The organism is Wolbachia endosymbiont (group A) of Apoderus coryli (genome assembly GCF_947251615.1).
GTDB lineage: Bacteria > Pseudomonadota > Alphaproteobacteria > Rickettsiales > Anaplasmataceae > Wolbachia.
In genome coordinates this window covers 1306798-1325727 of record NZ_OX366367.1, presented here as the reverse complement: position 1 = coordinate 1325727, position 18930 = coordinate 1306798, and the positions used below count along the sequence as shown (strand labels likewise).

Annotated in this window: 21 protein-coding genes and 1 pseudogene; 12 read left to right on the top strand and 10 right to left on the bottom strand. The window is 36.3% G+C overall.

Going from position 1 to position 18930, the window contains the following annotated elements:
• Window positions 1-10: 10 nt before the first annotated feature.
• A complete protein-coding gene (gene apaG / locus OPR43_RS06850; RefSeq protein WP_265026666.1) occupies window positions 11-412 on the bottom strand; it encodes a Co2+/Mg2+ efflux protein ApaG in 402 nt (133 codons plus the stop codon).
• A gap of 99 nt (window positions 413-511) precedes the next feature.
• On the opposite strand from apaG, the gene OPR43_RS06845 reads away from it, so the two are divergent.
• Together OPR43_RS06845 and OPR43_RS06840 are read left to right on the top strand one after the other, a co-directional pair.
• A complete protein-coding gene (locus OPR43_RS06845) occupies window positions 512-1576 on the top strand; it encodes a 5-(carboxyamino)imidazole ribonucleotide synthase (RefSeq protein ID WP_265034643.1) in 1065 nt (354 codons plus the stop codon).
• An 85-nt stretch (window positions 1577-1661) separates the two neighbouring features.
• Window positions 1662-1835, top strand: coding sequence for a hypothetical protein (locus tag OPR43_RS06840; protein ID WP_265034642.1), 174 nt, complete (start codon window positions 1662-1664; stop codon window positions 1833-1835).
• Here the strand turns inward: OPR43_RS06840 and OPR43_RS08550 are convergent.
• A pseudogene (locus OPR43_RS08550) lies at window positions 1832-2695 on the bottom strand (transposase). The gene OPR43_RS06840 and the pseudogene OPR43_RS08550 overlap by 4 nt on opposite strands.
• A gap of 387 nt (window positions 2696-3082) precedes the next feature.
• Here OPR43_RS08550 and OPR43_RS06820 point away from each other — a divergent pair.
• Complete coding sequence (locus tag OPR43_RS06820; RefSeq protein ID WP_265034641.1) at window positions 3083-3280, top strand: hypothetical protein; 198 nt, start codon at window positions 3083-3085, stop codon at window positions 3278-3280.
• A gap of 601 nt (window positions 3281-3881) precedes the next feature.
• Here the strand turns inward: OPR43_RS06820 and pth are convergent.
• Window positions 3882-4430, bottom strand: coding sequence for an aminoacyl-tRNA hydrolase (gene pth / locus OPR43_RS06815; protein ID WP_265034640.1), 549 nt, complete (start codon window positions 4428-4430; stop codon window positions 3882-3884).
• Window positions 4430-5041: a 50S ribosomal protein L25/general stress protein Ctc gene (locus OPR43_RS06810; RefSeq protein WP_164224796.1), complete on the bottom strand. Its 612-nt coding sequence runs from the start codon at window positions 5039-5041 to the stop codon at window positions 4430-4432. Before OPR43_RS06810 ends, pth begins: the two co-directional genes overlap by 1 nt.
• A gap of 145 nt (window positions 5042-5186) precedes the next feature.
• On the opposite strand from OPR43_RS06810, the gene OPR43_RS06805 reads away from it, so the two are divergent.
• A complete protein-coding gene (locus OPR43_RS06805) occupies window positions 5187-5486 on the top strand; it encodes an ETC complex I subunit (protein WP_265034639.1) in 300 nt (99 codons plus the stop codon).
• Window positions 5487-5617: 131 nt separating this feature from the next.
• Window positions 5618-5785: a hypothetical protein gene (locus OPR43_RS06800; protein ID WP_264374318.1), complete on the top strand. Its 168-nt coding sequence runs from the start codon at window positions 5618-5620 to the stop codon at window positions 5783-5785.
• 2 nt (window positions 5786-5787) lie between these two features.
• On the opposite strand, the gene ftsL is transcribed toward OPR43_RS06800, so the two are convergent.
• Both ftsL and rsmH read right to left on the bottom strand, forming a co-directional pair.
• Window positions 5788-6099 (bottom strand): cell division protein FtsL, encoded by a 312-nt coding sequence (ftsL, locus tag OPR43_RS06795; protein ID WP_265016323.1) that lies wholly within the window; start codon window positions 6097-6099, stop codon window positions 5788-5790.
• Entirely contained in the window at window positions 6096-7040 is a 945-nt protein-coding gene (gene rsmH, locus OPR43_RS06790) for a 16S rRNA (cytosine(1402)-N(4))-methyltransferase RsmH (RefSeq protein ID WP_265034638.1), read from the bottom strand. Before rsmH ends, ftsL begins: the two co-directional genes overlap by 4 nt.
• 220 nt (window positions 7041-7260) lie before the next feature.
• Between rsmH and OPR43_RS06785 the strand changes: the two genes are divergently transcribed.
• Window positions 7261-8517, top strand: coding sequence for an MFS transporter (locus OPR43_RS06785; protein ID WP_265034637.1), 1257 nt, complete (start codon window positions 7261-7263; stop codon window positions 8515-8517).
• Between the two features lie 27 nt (window positions 8518-8544).
• On the opposite strand, the gene map is transcribed toward OPR43_RS06785, so the two are convergent.
• Window positions 8545-9327, bottom strand: a complete 783-nt coding sequence (map, locus tag OPR43_RS06780; protein WP_265034636.1) for a type I methionyl aminopeptidase — start codon at window positions 9325-9327, stop codon at window positions 8545-8547.
• Window positions 9328-9467: 140 nt separating this feature from the next.
• Window positions 9468-10706, bottom strand: coding sequence for a cell division protein FtsA (gene ftsA / locus OPR43_RS06775; RefSeq protein WP_265034635.1), 1239 nt, complete (start codon window positions 10704-10706; stop codon window positions 9468-9470).
• 136 nt (window positions 10707-10842) lie between these two features.
• Here ftsA and def point away from each other — a divergent pair, with 136 nt between their 5' ends.
• The 6 genes from def (at window position 10843) to OPR43_RS06740 (ending at window position 17193) form a co-directional block, all read left to right on the top strand.
• A complete protein-coding gene (gene def / locus OPR43_RS06770) occupies window positions 10843-11382 on the top strand; it encodes a peptide deformylase (protein ID WP_265034634.1) in 540 nt (179 codons plus the stop codon).
• Window positions 11372-12193 (top strand): uracil-DNA glycosylase, encoded by an 822-nt coding sequence (locus tag OPR43_RS06765; protein WP_265034633.1) that lies wholly within the window; start codon window positions 11372-11374, stop codon window positions 12191-12193. Before def ends, OPR43_RS06765 begins: the two co-directional genes overlap by 11 nt.
• 487 nt (window positions 12194-12680) lie before the next feature.
• Window positions 12681-12815, top strand: coding sequence for a hypothetical protein (locus OPR43_RS06760; protein ID WP_265034632.1), 135 nt, complete (start codon window positions 12681-12683; stop codon window positions 12813-12815).
• Window positions 12816-12914: 99 nt separating this feature from the next.
• On the top strand, window positions 12915-13052 hold the full coding sequence (locus OPR43_RS06755; protein ID WP_265034631.1) for a hypothetical protein: 138 nt from the start codon (window positions 12915-12917) through the stop codon (window positions 13050-13052).
• 64 nt (window positions 13053-13116) lie between these two features.
• Window positions 13117-14214, top strand: coding sequence for an ankyrin repeat domain-containing protein (locus OPR43_RS08280; RefSeq protein WP_406832632.1), 1098 nt, complete (start codon window positions 13117-13119; stop codon window positions 14212-14214).
• Window positions 14215-14538: 324 nt separating this feature from the next.
• Window positions 14539-17193, top strand: a complete 2655-nt coding sequence (locus OPR43_RS06740) for a 2-oxoglutarate dehydrogenase E1 component (RefSeq protein WP_265034630.1) — start codon at window positions 14539-14541, stop codon at window positions 17191-17193.
• A 660-nt stretch (window positions 17194-17853) separates the two neighbouring features.
• Here OPR43_RS06740 and OPR43_RS06735 read toward each other — a convergent pair.
• Together OPR43_RS06735 and OPR43_RS06730 are read right to left on the bottom strand one after the other, a co-directional pair.
• Window positions 17854-17985: a hypothetical protein gene (locus OPR43_RS06735; protein WP_265026067.1), complete on the bottom strand. Its 132-nt coding sequence runs from the start codon at window positions 17983-17985 to the stop codon at window positions 17854-17856.
• A gap of 45 nt (window positions 17986-18030) precedes the next feature.
• Window positions 18031-18918 carry an aspartate carbamoyltransferase catalytic subunit gene (locus tag OPR43_RS06730; RefSeq protein ID WP_265034629.1) on the bottom strand — a complete coding sequence of 296 codons (888 nt, stop codon included), beginning with the start codon at window positions 18916-18918 and terminating at the stop codon, window positions 18031-18033.
• Between the last annotated feature and the right edge of the window lie 12 nt (window positions 18919-18930).

Here is an 18930-nt window from a genome sequence, read left to right as displayed (position 1 = left end):
ATTTTGATAGTTAATGGGGTCTAGTGTTGACGTATGGACTATCCAAAGAAAAGGGTGGTATCATAACCTCAAAAATTTTTATGCTTTCTTCATTCAGAAATTCATACTTACCCTGCATTATTCCTGACGGTGCATTTAAGTATGCTCCACTTGTGTATTTGAATACCTCTCCAGATTTTATCACAGGTTGTTCTCCGATAACACCAACTCCGGCAATTTCATTTACTTTTCCCTTATAATCTATTATTTGCCAATGACGACTTAACAATTGAATAGTTGATTGGCTTTTGTTTTTTATCTTAACATTATACATCCATACATAGCAATTTTCATAAGGAATGGATTGCTCTTCAATGTAAATTGGTAAAACTGTAACTTCAACAAAGTTGGTAGTTAGTGTGTATTCTAGAATCATTATAGAATATTCATGATAAAAAGATGGTATTTTAATTATATACTTTTTTCATAGATTTTTCAAGTATACTTTAATTAGGAAATATCAATTTATAGTATGAATGAACCAGATGCGCTGAGCAAAAAAGTAATAGGAATAATAGGTGGTGGACAATTGGGTAAAATGGCTGCTATCGCTGCAACAAAACTTGGACAAAAAACACATGTCTTTGCCAGTGCTAAAGACGATCCGGCTTGCTCTGTTGCTGATGATTTCACAATAGCAGATTTCTCTGATAAGAAAGCGCTTGAATCTTTTGCACAGAGTGTGGATTTGGTCACTATTGAGTCTGAAAATATTCCATGTAGTGCAATTGATATCGATGTAAATTTTTATCCGGGTAAAAAAGCGTTACACATTGCGCAAAATAGGCTTAGAGAGAAAGATTTCATTAGAAGCTTGAGTATAAAAACTGCTGAATACAAAAGTATACAAAATTATAATGAGCTACTGAAAAGCAGTAGAGCTTTTGGCTATCCAACAAGGCTGAAAACAACAGAAATGGGTTATGATGGAAAAGGGCAATATGTGCTTGAGAATGATTCTGAAGTGAAGCAATTTGCTTCCTTTGATTGGAATACAGAGTACATTCTTGAAGCAAGTGTTGATTTACTGAAAGAGGTTTCAATAGTCGTTGCAAGAGATAAAAACGGTAAAGTAGCTTTTTTTCCTATAGCAGAAAATTACCACGTTGATGGAATACTTGATACTTCAACAGTGCCAGCTAAAATAGATAGTAAATTAACTCAAGAGGTACAACGAGCTGCAAAGAAAATAGCAAATGCGCTTGATGTAATAGGAATTCTGGCTATTGAATTTTTTATTACTAAGGATAACGAATTGTTAGTTAATGAACTAGCTCCAAGACCTCACAATTCTTGCCACTGGAGCTTGGATGCATGTAACGTTAGTCAATTTGAACAGCTGGTTAGGATAATATGCGGGCTACCTATGCAGGAAGTAGTATTACGCTTTCCTTGTATGACAAAAAATATAATAGGTAATGATATATATGATTCTCATAAGTATTTGAGCAACGAAAAAGCTAGTTTAACCATATATGGGAAAAAAGAGGTTAGAGATAAGCGTAAAATGGGACATGTCAATATAGATTTAAGTTAACAGTTTTTCTACGTCATACCGCCACAACTGTACGAACATTGTGATATGATGAGATGTTACATAGTAAACGATGTCATTCTAGCGCGTGACACACAACTTGTACGAACATTGTTATTTAAGCACACCAGGAAGGATGTCTCCCAGTACCTCTTTTCCCGTCATCCCGCTAACACGTAGCGGGATCTCATTTCACTTTATGATGGCAGTGTCTCCTTCTCCCGTCATCCCAGTGCCCAGACACTGGAATCTACCGTCTTAAGAGTCAAGATAAAAATTGTTATTTTTTATCATGGCATTTAAACAAACGATAATTTTTCTCATGACAGCAACTAATGCAACCTTAGCAGCTTTGCCAGAATCAACCAAACGCTGCTTTCATTTTTCTGTTGTGGCGCATAGCAACAAGAGCTGACATGTATAGTGCTTTCCTTGCATCTCCTTTGATTTGAGCTTTGCCAACTTTTCTTCCACTTTCGCTAGTTTTAGGTGCAACTCCAACCAAGCATGCAATTTCTCTATTCTCTAATCTACCAAACCTCTGTCAGTAGAACGCTCGCCGTCTTTGACCCAATACCTTTATAGCTGATTAAAAGCTCATTTTTTCCTTTCAATTCAGCTATCACGTCTTCTATGTCTTGCCTAATTTCCTTCAATTGTTTTTCAGCAAACTCTATCTGTCTTTCTATATATTCTCTAGCTTTTCCCGTTGCATTTTGCAGACGACACTTATTTGCATGATTTAAATTACGCTCAACTGCTCCTAGCTCCTTTAATTCTTCTTGCTTTTGTACATCCTTTTACTTCACCGTCTTTACTGATAAATTCAGCGTATTTTTCCAGTAATTTAGCATCCAATTTGTCAGTTTTTGCGAAGTGATTGCAAGCTTTGGCAAATGCATATACCCGATTCGGGTGAGCTTTATGGACAGTTATCTTGTAACAATTTTGCAACGAGTTTTTCGTAGCCGCCGGTTTACACATAACTTGATGGGTAAATCGACTATATTTGTTTCTATAAACTTAGATATAGCATCATTCATGTTTGCTATGCGCTTATGCTTGCCATTAATTCAATGTTCCCTTGGAAACATCTACTCCCATAAAATTTATTCTAGCCATTTTTTTACCTATAAATATAATCAATGCAAATGTTGTATACAGGATTGTAATTCGATCTTTTAGATCCACCTACCGTTCGTACTACATTTTGCTTTAAGCCAGCAACGGTTTTTACCCAGACACAGTATCACTCCTTTGCTTATCATAGTCTTTTGACTTTTTTTAAGATACAATCCAGGTCTTTTTTTTTAGACTGGATCCTATCATAGGATGACAGAAGCAGACACTCCACATTGTCATTCCAGTGCTTTGACTACTTGGATCCAGCTGAGTTGGTGAGTATAAAAGTATAGCTAATGCGAGCTCTACGTCATGCCGCCGTGGTATCTCTTAGCCGCTAACACGTAGCGGGATGACGGTTGTCAGGGTGTCATCCAGTACCTTCTCTTGTCATCCCAGTACCTTCTCTTGTCATCCCAGTGCCTTCTCTTGTCATCCCAGTGCCTTCTCTTGTCATCCCAGTGCCCAGACACTGGGATCCAGGAAAGTTTGCTTGTTTACAAGCAAACTAGCATAGAAAGTGGTTACAACGTTTTCGATGAGATTATATGGAAAACTGGATTCCAGTGTCAAGCACTGGAATGACATCACAGGGGCACTGGAATGACACCTCTCTTGGGCTCTTTTAGCTATAAACATTAAGAAATTTACCAAACGAAAAAAAAGGCAAAAGAAGCCCCGTGGTTATTATCCGCTTTAAAATATTGGCGTTTTTTATGTTTTAAACGCTTGACAAGCAAGATTTAGCTGCTTTTAATTGCAACTAACTTACGCTGCAAATGTTTAAGAAATTTACTAAGCAGAAAAAAAGACAAAGAATCCCCGAGTTAGCTAGTCTTTTACTATCTCTGTCGAGTATTGGCATTTTTTGATGTCTTGTAACGCTTTATAAGCGCGTTCAGCTTATTTAGATAAAAATCTAGATGTAGATGAAGTTTTGTAAAGACATACAGTATCTATATACTGCAAAAAATTGAACATAAGACGCCGATACATTAAGTAATCCTTACCTTTTAATCTGCAGATTGGCGAAAGCAAATACAATAGCTTCAGTTTCATGATAAGGGGGCTGGCGAAGCTTGTCAAGGAAGTTTTTGTTTCTACTGAATGACAGTTGTGGCTTGGGAGGTAGTGCAAGAAATCTGTTATTTTAATTGTGTGAAATTTAGTTTTGTGTTTCGTAATATTATACAATCAAATTGATAAAAGCTGTATTATCTCCTTGCAGCATTAAGTGTATATTTTTCGCTATTTTCTCTACTAAGGGAGTAACATTATCAAAATTTGAAAATTTTGATAACACATAATCTGCTAAGCTTCTTTGATCTTCAGGTCTACCCACTCCAAATCTCAAGCGCCAATAATCGTTGCCAATAAAACTATCTATGGATTTAAGTCCATTATGTCCAGCAGAGCTACCACCTTTCTTTATTTTTATTCTTCCAAGTTCCAAATCAGCGTCATCGTGTATGACAACGATATTATCTAGCGACAATTTGTAAAAGTTTCGTATTTTTGCAACAGGGATGCCTGAATTATTCATAAATGAATAAGGCTTTATTAACATGATTTTATTATCATTAATCATGCCAGAGGTTATTAGATAATCGGCTTTTTTAGAGAACGACTGGAAATTCCAATATTTGCAGATTGTATCAACGGTGATGAAGCCGATATTATGATGAGTTAGCTCATATTGACCACCAGGGTTACCAAGCCCAACTATCAGATGCACTATTCCTCTGTTTCTGCTTGAGGTTTTTCAACGTCACTATCGGCAGCAGAAATTGTAACAATGGTAAAATTTTCTTCTTCATGAGCTACAAACTTAACACCTTCTGGTAATTTTACATCATTAATATGTATAGACTGGCCAATCATTTTACCGGATAAATCAACTTCAATAACCTGAGGTATTTTATCAGGAGAGCATTTAACAGCAATAGAACGACACAAAACATTAAGCACTCCACCTAACTTGATTCCTGGAGCTTTACTTTCATTCACAAATGATAGAGGTATGTCTATTTTAATTTCGCTGCCTTTATCAACAAATTGAAAATCAACATGTTGCACAGTATCCTTCACTACATGCAATTGGATATCGCGAACAAGAGCATATTCCTTTTTGCCCGAAATATTCAGCTCTATCAAATGTGCAGAAAGAGAGCCTGATTTATATTGCTTCGTGAATTCCTTTGCAGACAATGTCAAATTTACATTATCATGGCCCTTTCCATATATGATCCCAGGAATGTTTCCTTTCTTCCTTAGAGAATGCATCGCTTTTGTTTTTGTTATATCACGTAACTCTGCATTAATTGTTACTATTTCTTGTTGCGTCATTGGTTACTCCTATTCAGCTAATCCTTTTAATATAATTTAGTAATAATATAACATAAAAATATTTATTTCAAACTTCATTCTTTCATACTAATTGTTTGTGAAAGGATTTATTTAGATATATATTTAAGCTTATTTAACAAGAACTATGGGCATTGATAATAAAGTAGTTTTTAGGATTTATAAACCAACAAGAACTGCAACACAATCTGGTTTAGGTAATACAAAATTCTGGCACCTAAAAATTGAATCTGGCTCTTACTACATTGAACCTTTAATGGGGTGGGTTGGCTCAAAAGATCCAAAAAAACAGATTGTATTAAAGTTTGATTCTCTTGAAAAAGCAGTATTCTACGCAAAAAAACGCAACGTTAAATACATAATTGAAATGCCAAAAAATGTTAAGAGGCTGCCAAAATCTTACGCAAGCAATTTCATACTAAAGTAAGTTGCACAACAAATGGTGTTATGCAAGTAGCTGACACTGCTCTCCTTTGTCATCCCAGTGCCCAGACACTGGGATCCAGGAATTTTATTAAGTTGGTAAGCATAAAAATAGCTGTTTTACGTTAAAATACAATGTTTTTGATGATTATGGAAAGGCTGGATCCCAGTGTCAAGCACTGGGATGACACCATTTGTTGTAAACTCACTTTTACTCTATGGTTATACTACCTTGCCGCTATCCTGAACGGATACAAAGTAAGTTTTATTGTGATGTGCTCATCTGTAAAAAATAAGACTTAATCTCACTGTTGATCATGGATTTTAAGTTGTGCTAGCACGCTGCGGCCATTTAAAGAGTCAAGATTTTTAACCTGGCTAGCCAGTATTAAAGAGTTATTTTTCAGGTATTTCTTTACAAGGCTTGCAAGTCTTTTTGGATTATTCAAATAGCTCCACTCTGCTTGTAAAACTTTTATATCACTTTGTACTAAACTAATTTCACTTTTTATTTTTATTAGCTCTCTATTTAACGACTGAACATGTAATTTTATCTTAAATAGTCCTACAATGCTAAGAAAAAACATAACTATTGAGATGATGCAGAAAGTTCTCACAACAACCTCTGTATAGCTCTTAGTTTTGCTGAGCGTGAACGCGGATTTGCACTTACTTCTTCTATACTTGCTTTGATCACTTTTTTATTTAGAAGAGAGAATGTCTTGCAATCAGTAGCACATAAATCTTTAAAAAAAGTTTTGACTATACGATCTTCTAAGGAATGAAAGGTGACGACAATTAATTTGCCATTCTCACTTAAAATCTCAGATGCAGCTTTAATGCCCTTTTCAAGTTCTCCCAGCTCATCGTTTACCCATATTCTGATTGCCTGAAATGTTCTGGTTGCAGGATCAATTTTGCTTTTTCCACGAAATACCACGGAACGTACAATATCCGCAAGCTCAAATGTAGTTTTGATAGTTTTTTTCTTCCGTGCACTTACTATTGCTCTTGCGATTTTGCGAGAATGACGTTCGCCTCCGTAGTTATATATAGTATTTGCGATTTCTTCTTCGCGTAAAGCGTTAACAAACGTTGAAGCGTTTATATAAGAAGAGTTATCCATGCTCATATCGAGTGGGCCATCATGTAAAAATGAGAACCCTCTATCTCCGTTATCAAGCTGCATAGATGAAACTCCGATGTCAAAGACCACTCCATCCACTCCATTTGATGTCATTCCAGCGCGTGACCAGTTATTTTTTCCAGTATCAAGTACTGGGATGACAGGAGATGACTCAACGCTGCTTAGTATACTTTTAATATTACTAAACTTCTCAATGAATAGTTTTATTCTATCGGGATATCTAACGATTAAATCATCATAAAACTTAGTTACCGTTTCATCTCTATCAATTGCATATACCTTGCAATCAGCTGACTCCAATATTGCTTTGCTATACCCTCCAGCTCCAAATGTGGCGTCTACGTATATACCACCATCCTGCGGTGATAGTAGTGATAGCATCTCTTTTAACAAAACTGGAGTGTGTGTCATAGTGCTCCATCAAGAGACTCTGTGCATACAAATAAAAATAACTTCCCACTAAAACATATGGAAGTATATAGGCAATAATATAAAAATACTTGAATATAGTCAATGATATAAAAATATTAAGATTCAATAAGATACTATTATTAATATAATGTTCAAATTTTTCTATTATATAAAAAAAAATAATGTATATTACTAAATACTAAACAAACTATAGAAAATTATGCAGCAAATAACAAAAGCAATATTCTCGAGTTTGATTTGTAACACTTTATTGTGGTATGACCACATGCTTTTTGGCCACTTAATAAACATAATAGGTGGTGTGTTTTTTCCATCGGATGATCAACTAACCAGCGTATTGAAGGCTTTTGGAGTGTTTGCAGTGGGTTTCTTAATGAGACCAGTCGGCGCTGCTATATTTGGTCACATTGGTGATAAGCATGGCAGAAGAGTTGCCTTATTGCTCTCGATTATATTAATGACTTTATCAACCGTATTAATTGCTTTTGTTCCAGGTTATCAAAGCATTGGAATACTAGCGTCAATACTGGTAGTTTGTTTAAGGTTATTGCAGGGTATATCCATTGGGGGAGAAGCAGGAAATGCACCATTTTTAATAGAACACGCTCCTAAAAACAAAAAAGGGTTTTTTGGCAGCATTGAAGTATTAAGCGCAATTTTTGGTTCAGTATTAAGCCTGATAGCGGTACTCATATGCAAAAAAGTATCTGATTTTGAATCTTGGGGGTGGAGATTACCTTTCATTTTCAGTTTAGCAATGGGATTAATTAGCATATATATGAGATATATACTTGATGAAAGTCCAGAGTATAAAAGACAAAAAAATCCGTCTAAATTGCCACTAAAAGAGTTATTAAACAATTACAAAAAGCCTGTTCTAATATCAATAGGTATTGACTTGGTTGAAAATGCGTCTCTCTATATATATTTGGTATTTTTCAATGTGCTTACGAATAAAATATTAACAGTAAATACTCATTTTAATCATATAGTGGAAATACTGAGTCAAATTGCGCTCGGAGGATTGACAATATTATTTGCTATACTTTCTGATAAGATAGGAAGAGAAAAAGTTATGAAGTTTGCATTTATAACTTTTGTAATAGTAAGTTATCCAGTTTTTTCAATGTTATGTACTGGCGATTACTTGCTCACTTTTATGGCACACATTCTTTTTATAATTCCAATAGCTGCATCGCTTGGTCCTGTCAGTGCACTTATGTGCGAATTATTTCCAACAAAGGTTCGGTACAGTGGATTTGGTTTATCAAGAAATATAGCTGCTGGATTTTTTGGTGGCCTTGCACCATTTATATGCACAACAATTATCAAGATTACAGGACAAGAGACTTCAGCTAGTTTTTACATGATTTTCTGTGCATTAATTGGGCTAGTTGCTATATCGCAAATTAAGGGTGAGCTTTCTTCAAAATCACCCAAAGTAAACCAAGTATAGTTGCAGTATAGCAGAATTTAAAAAAATCTAATTATAAGGTGGGAAATGCCAATTCTTAGGTGATAATGTGAATATTTCAGCACCATCTTTTGTTACTCCAATCGTATGCTCAAATTGAGCAGAAAGTGAAAGATCGCGTGTTGTTACTGTCCAGTCATCGAGTTTACTGAGCAGAGTCTCATGTTTTCCAGCATTAATCATTGGCTCTATTGTAAAAAACATACCTTCCTTCAAGACGAGATTTTCATCTTGATCATAGAAATGCACTACATTCGGTGGAGCATGAAAGACTTTTCCTATACCATGTCCGCAGTAGCTGCGTACGATAGAATATCCAAAACCTCTAATATATTTCTCTATAGCAAGCCCTATTTCATTTAGCTTATTGCCGGGCTTAACTTGTTTAATTGCTTCCATCAATGCATTATAAGTAGCGTCACACAAACGTTTTGCTTTTATTGATGGCTTGCCAACCCAAAACATGCGACTTGTATCACCATGCCAGCCATTTAAAATCACCGTAACGTCAATATTCAAAATATCTCCATCTTTAAGCGGTTTATCATCGGGAACACCATGGCACACAACTGCATTTTTTGAAGTGCAAATTGATTTTGGATACCCCCTATAGTTTAGTGGTGCTGGAATTGCACCTGCATTAATTATAAAGTCATGACATAGATCATTTAACTCATTAGTTGTCACCCCTACCTTTACGTACGGTGCAATGAAATCAAGAGTTTCAGCAGCAAGCCTGCCAGCCTTGCGCATAAATTCAAAATCTTCTTGTGAGTGTATAGTTATGTTCATATTCTCCATGTCTTATTGTAATTGGTGATCTTTTACGCTTACTCACAAGTACATAAACATAATAACTTTACATATTATAAAAATAAGTCCTATGGATCCTAGTGTCAAGTCATTTGTATGACAAGTGGTAAAACAGAAATCTAGACTGTAACTTTTGATTTAACCCAATTATACAATTTACTCATTTTACCATCCTGACCTAAAATACCAGAATTATTTTTATAAAAAGTGTCAACTATTAGCTTTATAGAACCTATAGCAGCAGAAAATACGGGATTTTTATCATACTCGCCATCAAGGCCACTAAGAGATTCAGGGCACCCAATTCGAACTTGTTTATTGAATATATAGCCTGCAATTTCCTTCATGCTTGTGAGTTGACTAGTTCCACCTGTGATCACTACTTTATTAATTGGATCTTTCTGCTCTTGAAATTGCTCTCTTACCATTTCAAGTATTTCTTCAACTCTTGGTCTTATGATGTTAATAAGCTCAGATTTGAATACTTGAGTAGGTTCATCATTTTCGTTGTTTTGCACTGTAATGTACTCATTCTCATCTATTGAAGTTACGATAGTGCTACCATACAGTATTTTTATATACTCTGCACGTTCTATGCTTGTGCATAGCCCGTAAGCAATATCTCGAGTGATATGAACACCACCAATTGGAACGCTGCTTGCATACACAAGTTTCCCTCTTTTGAAAATTCCAATTGCAGTGCATCCGCCTCCTATATCAACAATAGCAGTCCCGAGCTCTTTTTCATCTCCACTCAGACAGGCAAGACCTGCAGAATATGCAGAAGCAATACAACCTGCCATATTTAATCCACCATTATTGGTAATACAGTTTTCAATATTGGTAAGCGCTGGACGCGAAGCAGTGACAACATTAACATCAGCAGATAGTCTTTTTCCGTACAATCCACCAACCTCTTTTATGTCAGTCATGTCATCTAAGTGATATTTCAGTGGTATATTGTGAATGATAACATTGTCTTCAATATATTTCTCAAATGTTTGAAAAACTACACGTCTTATATCACGCTCAGAAATCTCATGGTTAGCTGCAATAATTTCATTATGTACATTGAAAGATGAGATGCCACATCCAGCAATGTTCACATATATCTGGTCTATAGTTTCTTCTGATACTTGCTCAGCTAAACCTATAGTTGATGAGATGGAGTAATTTGCGTGTTTTACATTAGTTATCGACCCACCGTTTACACCTTCTGCAATCTTATAACCCGTTCCTGTTACTTTATAGCTGAAGTTGCCATTTATCTTAACAATTAGACAAATAATCTTTGTTGTACCTATGTCTAAAACAGCAAAAACGTTTCTCTTTGGTTTTGCTATTACTGCAGAGTACATTAGTTAACCTTATTACGCAATTTCATTTAAATTGTAGCTTTCTTTTAATTTATATTTCTATTATAGATATAGCAACATTTTAATATACCCTAAATTCTGGACAAAAGGAAAAACAAAACATAGAATTATAATTTTTATGTCCATATTACCAATTGTAATTGCTCCTGATGAAAGACTAATCACACGTGCCAGTGAAGTAACAGATATAAACGATAAAATTAAAGAATTAGTAAATGACATGTTCGAAACTGTGTACGATGCAGAAGGTCTTGGCCTTGCTGCAGTGCAAGTGGGGGTGCTGAAGAGAGTTTTTGTTATGGACATTCAGCTAGAAACAATTGAAAATGAGCCAGCAGGATATGAATCAACTGGCAAATTTTGCATGATTAATCCAGAAATTACGGGATTATCCGATGAACAAGTGATTCTCAAAGAAGGGTGCCTTTCAATTCCAGAGCAAAGCTATGAAATTAAGCGTCCAAAGTATTTAACTGTGAAATATAAAGACTTAGATAATGAAGAACAAACACTAAAAGCTAGTGGTTGGCTTGCAAGGTGTATTCAGCATGAATTAGATCACTTAAACGGCATATTATATATTAGACATTTATCTAAGTTGAAGTATGATATGGCCATGAAAAAAGCACAGAAGGTTAAAAAGCATTATGAGCAATGAAGACCTAGAATTATTAAAATTTTACCATGAAGTGGGCGTTGATTGCACACTAACAGAGGGTGAAGAGGAAAAAAAGTTGGAGAGCAAAGAGGGTGTGCAACCCTCTGTTATCCAAACTGGGACCCAGAAGAAAGATGCAGATACGCGCTGGAATGACACTAAAGATGGAAAAGACATGTTTCCAAGTGACTGGATAATTGAAGCAAGGAAACTTGCAAGTAAATGTAGTAGTGTGGATGAATTAAGAAGTGCAGTTGAATCATTTGAAGGTTGTGAAATAAAAAAAACTGCAACTAATACTGTTTTTTCCGATGGTAATCCAAACGCAAAAATTATGCTCGTTGGTGAAGCTCCAGGGGCAAATGAAGACCTTCAAGGCATACCATTTTGTGGTGCAAGTGGAATGTTGCTCGATAAAATGTTAAATGCAATCAATCTTGATCGCACTAAGGTATACATAAGCAATACTGTATTTTGGCGCCCACCTGGCAATAGAAAGCCAACCGACCTAGAGCTTGATATGTGCAGACCATTTGTTGAGAAGCATGTTGCACTGGTTTCACCGCAAATTCTAATTTTGGTCGGGGGAATTGCGTGTTATAGCCTTCTTGACAGCACAAAAACTATATCGAATTTGCGTGGTAGATTTCATACGTACACTAACCAATATTTGTCCAATTCAATCACCACAGCCGCTATATTTCATCCAGCTTACCTACTTCGCCAACCGGCACAAAAACGTTTAGCCTGGGAGGATTTGAAGAAGATTAGGGAGTATCTTGATAACACCAATAACTGCACAAATACCTAATAAAGTGGTAGACCTCTTGCATAGTTTTTTGCAGCATGTTAACAATCGTTAGAAACGAAAAACCTACTTGACACCCTTCGCCAGCCCCTTTATCATGATAATGAAGGTATTCAGTTATCTTCATCTGTGCAGATTAAACAGCAAGAAAACAACGTAGTTGGCGTCTTATTTTTAATTTTTTGCACTATGTGCACCTTATGTCTTCACAATATTTCTAGGTTTTTACCTATATAAGCTGAAACGCGCTTATAAGTCGTTTAAGACAGTATAGTACGCCAATTTGCAGGATTAGGGAGTGAACACTAATTACCACGGGGTTTCTTTTGCCTTTTTTTCTGCTTAGTAAATTTCTTAAACATTTTAGCTAAAGTTAGTTGCACTTAAAAGCAGCTAAATTGCAGCGTTTAAGGCTTAAAAAACGCCAAATACTGAAAATAGACAATGACTAGGGTTTCTTTTGCCTTTTTTTCGTTTGGTAAATTTCTTAATGTTTGTAGCTAAAAGAGCCCAAGAGAGGTGTCATTCCAGTGCCCCTGTGATGTCATTCCAGCGCGTGACGCTGGAATCCAAAAAAAAGGATGATGTCATCCCAGTGCTTGACACTGGGATCCAGAAAACTTAACTTTAAATAAGTGGCTGCATAATAAAGACTAGATTCCAGTGTCAAGCACTGGAATGACACCGAAGGGGCTACTCGGATGACACCGTCATAAAGGAACCAGTGTCAGCTACTTTCATGACACCATTCTTTTTTCTGGATCCAAGTAGTCAGGGCGCTGGGATGACACCCTTTCCCAATCTATCAAATTACAATGTTCGTGCAGTTATGGAATTGTGCAACAGGCACAGTTTGACATAAAAAGCTTTGCTTTTTGAAATTTTGGGTTATACTTAACTTAAGATATTTCAGTAGGGGATTTATTGTGAATAGAAAGGAAGCTTTAAAAATATTAGGCTTTAATGAGGGCGATCACCCCAGTGAACGAGAAATTACAGTAGCATATAGAAAGTTAGCCCTTGAATATCATCCTGATAAACATTCAGGTGCGAGTAAGGATGTGCAAAAACAAAATGAGGAGAAATTTAAAGAATTAGGTGCTGCGTATAATTTTCTTACCGGAAATGATGTAAAAGAAGCTACAACATTTAGTGGTGAAGATTTAGATAGAGTTAGTTCTACCGATGATTTATTAATTCTTTTGCACTTTGCTATTTTCAATAAGCAAAAGGATTTTTTAGAAAAGTTACTTTCTAGGTTTAAAAGTGGTGAAGGCGAAGAGTTTGGTGATTATATTAACGAAAAGAACTTTACAACATTTGATAATTCACCGTTATATATTGCTTGCCTTCTGGGTTACACTGATATTGTAACACTGCTTTTAAAACACAAAGCAAACCCTGACTTATCAAAGGATTATACACCATTACTTACTGCATGTTCGATGGGTCGTGCTGATGTTGTAGAAATACTTTTAAAATACAAGGCGAACCCTAATTTATCAAGCGGGCCAAACAATTTTCTACCATTGCTTACCGTTATTTTTTCGCATACGAATGATAGTAATAAAGAAAATTACATTAAGATTACAGAGCTATTGCTAAAATATGCTGCAGATCCCAATACATTAGTAGAAGACAGTATTAGAGTTATAGAGTGTACTGAAAGCAACATCTTGAAGCGTACATTTATGTTGCATGGCAATAATAAGATTAAAAAATTAATGGTGCAATATGGTGGCGTTGACCGTCATTACCTTTTTACTTACGGGTTATTTGCCACTTGTTTTACTTCATGCATGATAATCCACGTTTCGTCTATTTATAAACTAAGTAATTATGAAATACCTATTTGTATATTTGCTATATTATTCTGTACATATAGGGCCTTAGAGGCAGCATTTTTTGCAAAAACAAAAGAACCTTCTCCTGAATTTGCTGAAGTTATTACTGAAAAAGTAGTAAATAATGTTGGGCTAAATGCCGAGGACAATTCTAAAAGAATTGACAATGCATTAGCTTAATCACAACTGTACGAGAATTGTTATTTAAGAGCAATCTCTACCAAGAAGGGTGTCATGCCAGTGCCTAGACACTGGCATCCAGATTGTAAGCAAGCAAACTAGCATAGAAAGTAGCTAATCTTATTTAAAACACAACGTTTTCGATGAGATTGCAGAAAGGCTGGATTCCAGTGTCAAGCACTGGAATGACATCTCCTGCTACGCGGATTACCTACAAATCATGATGTTTGTGCAGTCGTGAGCTTAATTCGCGGGCATCAAAAAAGTTCTTTTTTAAAAAACTTAAGTTATACTTATAAGTATTTGATACTTTTTATAGTGATTATGTCGAGTTTAAGCTGCCTTTATGGTGATAATGCAGAATTTGTGGAAGAAATGTATAGCCGTTATCTACAGGGCGATAAATCAATCGGGGAAGATTGGTATAGAATTTTTTCAAGCAATTTAGAAGTTAATAAAGCGGAGCCCTGCAATGCAACTAAGGTGGATGATTCAGTTTCTAGTTTGGCAAATTTTTTCAGGTCTTACGGTCATTTTTTTGCAGACCTTAATCCATTATCGCCAAATGAGAATCAATTAATAGATTATCAGAAATATTTGAGTATCTCTCCTACGGGTGACACTGGAATCTATAGAGATATTTACTGCAAGAATATCGGTTTTGAATTTATGCATATCTCCTCTTATGAAGAGAGAATGTGGCTGCAGGAAAAAATAGAAAGTCAGAGCTACAAACTGGATTCGCGAGACAAAAAAGAAATACTGAGGCACTTGGTCGAATCCGAAATGTTCGAGCAATTTCTCCATATGAAATTTCCTGGATATAAACGTTTTTCTATCGAAGGTGGGGAATCAGCTATCGTTGCAATTGAGAGAATCATTAGTGATTCTGCAGCTTTTAGTACTGAAGAAATAGTCCTTGGCATGGCTCATCGCGGACGACTCAATGTTCTAACCAAAGTTATGGGCAAAGAATATGCGGCAATGCTATCTGAATTTCAAGGCAATCTCGCATACCCAAGTGGTCTTGAGGTGTCCGGTGATGTTAAATATCACCTTGGTTACTCTTCTGATCGAACACTTGCCGGTGGTAAAAAAATACACTTAAGTTTATGTCCTAACCCATCTCACCTTGAGGCGGTAAATCCGGTTTTGGCTGGAAGAATAAGAGCAAAACAGAATATAAGGTCTGTGCTTGGCATATCAATTCATGGTGATGCGGCTTTCATCGGTCAAGGTGTCGTTGCCGAGACCTTGAGCCTAAGCAACATTGAAGGTTATAAAGTGGGTGGTATTGTGCACATTGTTATAAACAATCAAGTTGGTTTTACTGCTAACCCATGCTGCGCACGATCCTCTTTTTATTGCACTGATGTAGCAAAATCGATAGAAGCCCCAGTGTTTCACGTTAATGGAGATAACCCGGAAGCTGTGAGTTTTGCTGCAAGTCTGGCGATGAAATATAGACAGAAATTTAAAAAGGACGTAGTGATTGACATAATATGCTACCGCAAATACGGCCATAATGAAGGAGATGAACCGAATTTCACTCAGCCACTTATGTATAAGCTGATATCAAAACATAAAACTCCTGGAACATTGTATGAAGAAAAATTGACTGCAGAGAAAGTATTAAGCGGTGATGAGGTAAATAAATTACGCAGTGAATTCAGGGCAAAATTAGATAAAAGTCTTGCTGAATCAGCGGCTTATACTCCAAAAAAAGCTGACTGGTTCGGTGGAGTGTGGTCAAAATTAAGAAGAGCAAAGCTGAACGATTTGAGCGAATACTACACGGATTCTGGTGTTCCGCCAGATGAGTTGAAAAAATTAGGTGTGCATATAAATAGCAACATCCCAAGCAGCTTTAACATTAACAATAAGGTTAGAAAAATACTTGATGGCAGAATAGACAGTATAAATTCCGGTAGTAATATAGACTGGGCAACTGCCGAAAGTCTTGCGTTTGCATCACTGCTCACAGAAGGAATAGAAGTGCGTTTATCAGGACAAGATTCTGGTCGTGGGACTTTCTCGCACCGTCATTCAAGGCTTGTTGATCAGGTAACAGAAGAAGCGTTTATTCCGCTAAACAATATAAATGAAAAGCAAGCTCACTTTGAGGTCATAGATAGCGCTTTATCAGAGTATGCTGTAATGGGCTTTGAATATGGATATAGTCTTGATTCCCCGTATTCACTGGTGCTCTGGGAAGGACAATTTGGTGATTTTGCAAATGGTGCGCAAATTATGATCGACCAGTTTATCGCATCTGCAGAAACAAAGTGGTTGCGATCAAGCGGTCTAGTTTTGTTGCTGCCTCATGGTTATGAAGGGCAAGGACCTGAGCATAGCTCCGCACGTATAGAGAGATTTTTGCAACTCTGCGCAGAGGATAATATGCAGGTAGTTAATTGTTCCACTCCGGCAAATTACTTCCATGTCTTACGCAGACAAATGCATAGAGACTTTCGTAAGCCTCTGGTAGTGTTTACACCTAAATCGCTACTGCGTCATAGAAGAGCAGTTTCTAACCTATCTGACTTTGAAGGAAAATTCCTCACGGTAATCCCAGAATATAGAACAGGTTTAGTTTCGAATGATAAAATACGTAAAGTTGTAATATGCAGTGGTAAAGTTTATTACGACATAATTGAAGTATGTGAGGTACAAAAGGTAAACGATATAGCAATAATACGTTTAGAACAATTCTATCCATTTCCTGCCGATAAACTAAGCAGTGAACTTGAAAAGTACAAAAACGCTGAAATTATATGGTGTCAAGAAGAACCAAAAAATATGGGAGGATGGTTTTTTGTCAACCCATTGATAGAAGAAGTGTTGTCCAATCTCGATATTCAAGCAAAAAGACCTAAGTGTATCGCAAGACCTGCTGCTGCATCTCCTGCATGTGGCTATGCTAGTGTCCATGCTCAGCAACAGGAGGAAATTTTGAAGCAAGTTGTGCAGGGAATCTAGCACAATTGTACAAATATTGAGGTTTTTAAGCAAAAGTGGTGTCATCCCAGTGCCCTGACTACTTGGATTCAGGAATTTTATTAAGTTGGTAAGCATAAAAGTAGCCGTTTTATGTTAAAATACAACGTTTTGATGATTATGAAAAAGCTGGATTTCAGACTGGAATGACATCGTTTACTATGTGCCATATTGCAATGTTCGTACAGTAAGCCATAGGATGACAGAAGCGGAGCTATAGAAGCCGGTGTGGTTCTGTCGTATCCGTTCAGCCAATGGCGTCAACTTAAGGAAAAATATAAGCGATAGTGTGTAAAATTTCTCTCTAAATTTTTTATCATTAAATTATCCAAAGAGTGCAAGAAACAGCACTTTTGTTTCTATTTTATTTCAACAAAAAAGTTTAAAATGTGTCCTTTTTAGACGAGACGTGCAGAAAGGAAAAAATCTTATTTTACAAATTAAAAATACAATATACTCAAAAACTTTTCAGAAAATCCATAGGAGGGTTTGCTAATGAAGGCTCTTAAGTTGACGCCATTGGCTGAACGGATACCGTAACTTTTGGAAGGGATTTTGGCCATTGAGACGTGATTCAAAAATATTGACAACATTCTTTCCACGAACCTTTCCCCACGTTCTGACCAGGTGAAAAAGCTGTTTTTACGATAGCCGTCTAATTTGCCGTTCTGCAAGGTTGTTGATTGACTTCAGGCTTTCGTAAAAACTTCCACACCATATCCTCGGCCTTAACATCTTAGCAGCCATTCTCAAACCATTTACAAGCCTTGTCATTTCATGCCCCCCCTTTTTGCATTAGTTGTATAGCATCTTTTAATATTAACAAGGCCTATAATAGTGCAGCACTGCCTTACGTATTGCCAATCCGAATTCTACTTGCTGTAAAATAACACAATCTGCTACATCACTGCTAAGCTCAATCCCTCTGTTTATTGGCCCTGGGTGCATAACAATCGCATCTGGTTTTGCGTATGATAGCTTTTGTGAATCAAGTCCATACAAATGAAAATATTCTTTCTCTGAAGAACTATTATTCATGCGCTCTTTCTGCAGCCTCAAAAGCATAATTACGTCAGCATCCTTTATACCTTCAATTAATGAATAATGGACTGAATCTACTTCAGGAAAATGCTTACAAATCAAAGTTGGTGGTGCGACCAAGCATATTTTTGCTCCAAACATTTTTAGCAATCTTATATTTGATCTTGCAACTCTACTGTGCAGAATATCTCCACATATCACAACTTTGAGGTCCTTTATTTGCTTTTTATGATTGATGATTACAAGATAATCTGCAAGAGCTTGAGTTGGGTGTTCACTGCTTCCATCGCCTGCGTTGATTAGCGAGCAGCTAACATTCTTAGCCAGCATATTAACAGTACCGCTATTTTTTTGCCTGATTATCATGTAATCAGGATTCATTGCATTTAATGTTTTGATCATGTCTTTTAGATCTTCTCCCTTGTTAATAGAAGAAGATCTTATTGGCAAAGTTACAACATTTGCTCCAAGGCTTTTTGCTGCTATTTCAAAAGACGCAAGTGTACGCGTTGAATCTTCAAAAAATAAATTTATTACTGTCTTATTTTCCAAGATATGACTATTTGCAGCTTCTTTTTTAAGGTACTGGTTGGCCAACTTAGTTATATTTTCTACATCATCGACTGTAAGGTCTGAGATGTTTAACAAATTCCTTCTCTTGTTCATAGTTTCCTTTTC

What these genes read in the sequence shown, in the direction of transcription:
- OPR43_RS06845 (WP_265034643.1), top strand. Translation starts at nt 512, where the DNA reads ATGAATGAACCAGATGCGCTGAGCAAAAAAGTAATAGGAATAATAGGT.
- OPR43_RS06810 (WP_164224796.1), bottom strand. Translation starts at nt 5,041, where the DNA reads ATGACGCAACAAGAAATAGTAACAATTAATGCAGAGTTACGTGATATA.
- OPR43_RS06805 (WP_265034639.1), top strand. Translation starts at nt 5,187, where the DNA reads ATGGGCATTGATAATAAAGTAGTTTTTAGGATTTATAAACCAACAAGA.
- OPR43_RS06800 (WP_264374318.1), top strand. Translation starts at nt 5,618, where the DNA reads ATGTTTTTGATGATTATGGAAAGGCTGGATCCCAGTGTCAAGCACTGG.
- rsmH (WP_265034638.1), bottom strand. Translation starts at nt 7,040, where the DNA reads ATGACACACACTCCAGTTTTGTTAAAAGAGATGCTATCACTACTATCA.
- OPR43_RS06785 (WP_265034637.1), top strand. Translation starts at nt 7,261, where the DNA reads ATGCAGCAAATAACAAAAGCAATATTCTCGAGTTTGATTTGTAACACT.
- map (WP_265034636.1), bottom strand. Translation starts at nt 9,327, where the DNA reads ATGAACATAACTATACACTCACAAGAAGATTTTGAATTTATGCGCAAG.
- ftsA (WP_265034635.1), bottom strand. Translation starts at nt 10,706, where the DNA reads ATGTACTCTGCAGTAATAGCAAAACCAAAGAGAAACGTTTTTGCTGTT.
- def (WP_265034634.1), top strand. Translation starts at nt 10,843, where the DNA reads ATGTCCATATTACCAATTGTAATTGCTCCTGATGAAAGACTAATCACA.
- OPR43_RS06765 (WP_265034633.1), top strand. Translation starts at nt 11,372, where the DNA reads ATGAGCAATGAAGACCTAGAATTATTAAAATTTTACCATGAAGTGGGC.
- OPR43_RS06760 (WP_265034632.1), top strand. Translation starts at nt 12,681, where the DNA reads ATGTTTGTAGCTAAAAGAGCCCAAGAGAGGTGTCATTCCAGTGCCCCT.
- OPR43_RS06740 (WP_265034630.1), top strand. Translation starts at nt 14,539, where the DNA reads ATGTCGAGTTTAAGCTGCCTTTATGGTGATAATGCAGAATTTGTGGAA.
- OPR43_RS06735 (WP_265026067.1), bottom strand. Translation starts at nt 17,985, where the DNA reads ATGACAAGGCTTGTAAATGGTTTGAGAATGGCTGCTAAGATGTTAAGG.
- OPR43_RS06730 (WP_265034629.1), bottom strand. Translation starts at nt 18,918, where the DNA reads ATGAACAAGAGAAGGAATTTGTTAAACATCTCAGACCTTACAGTCGAT.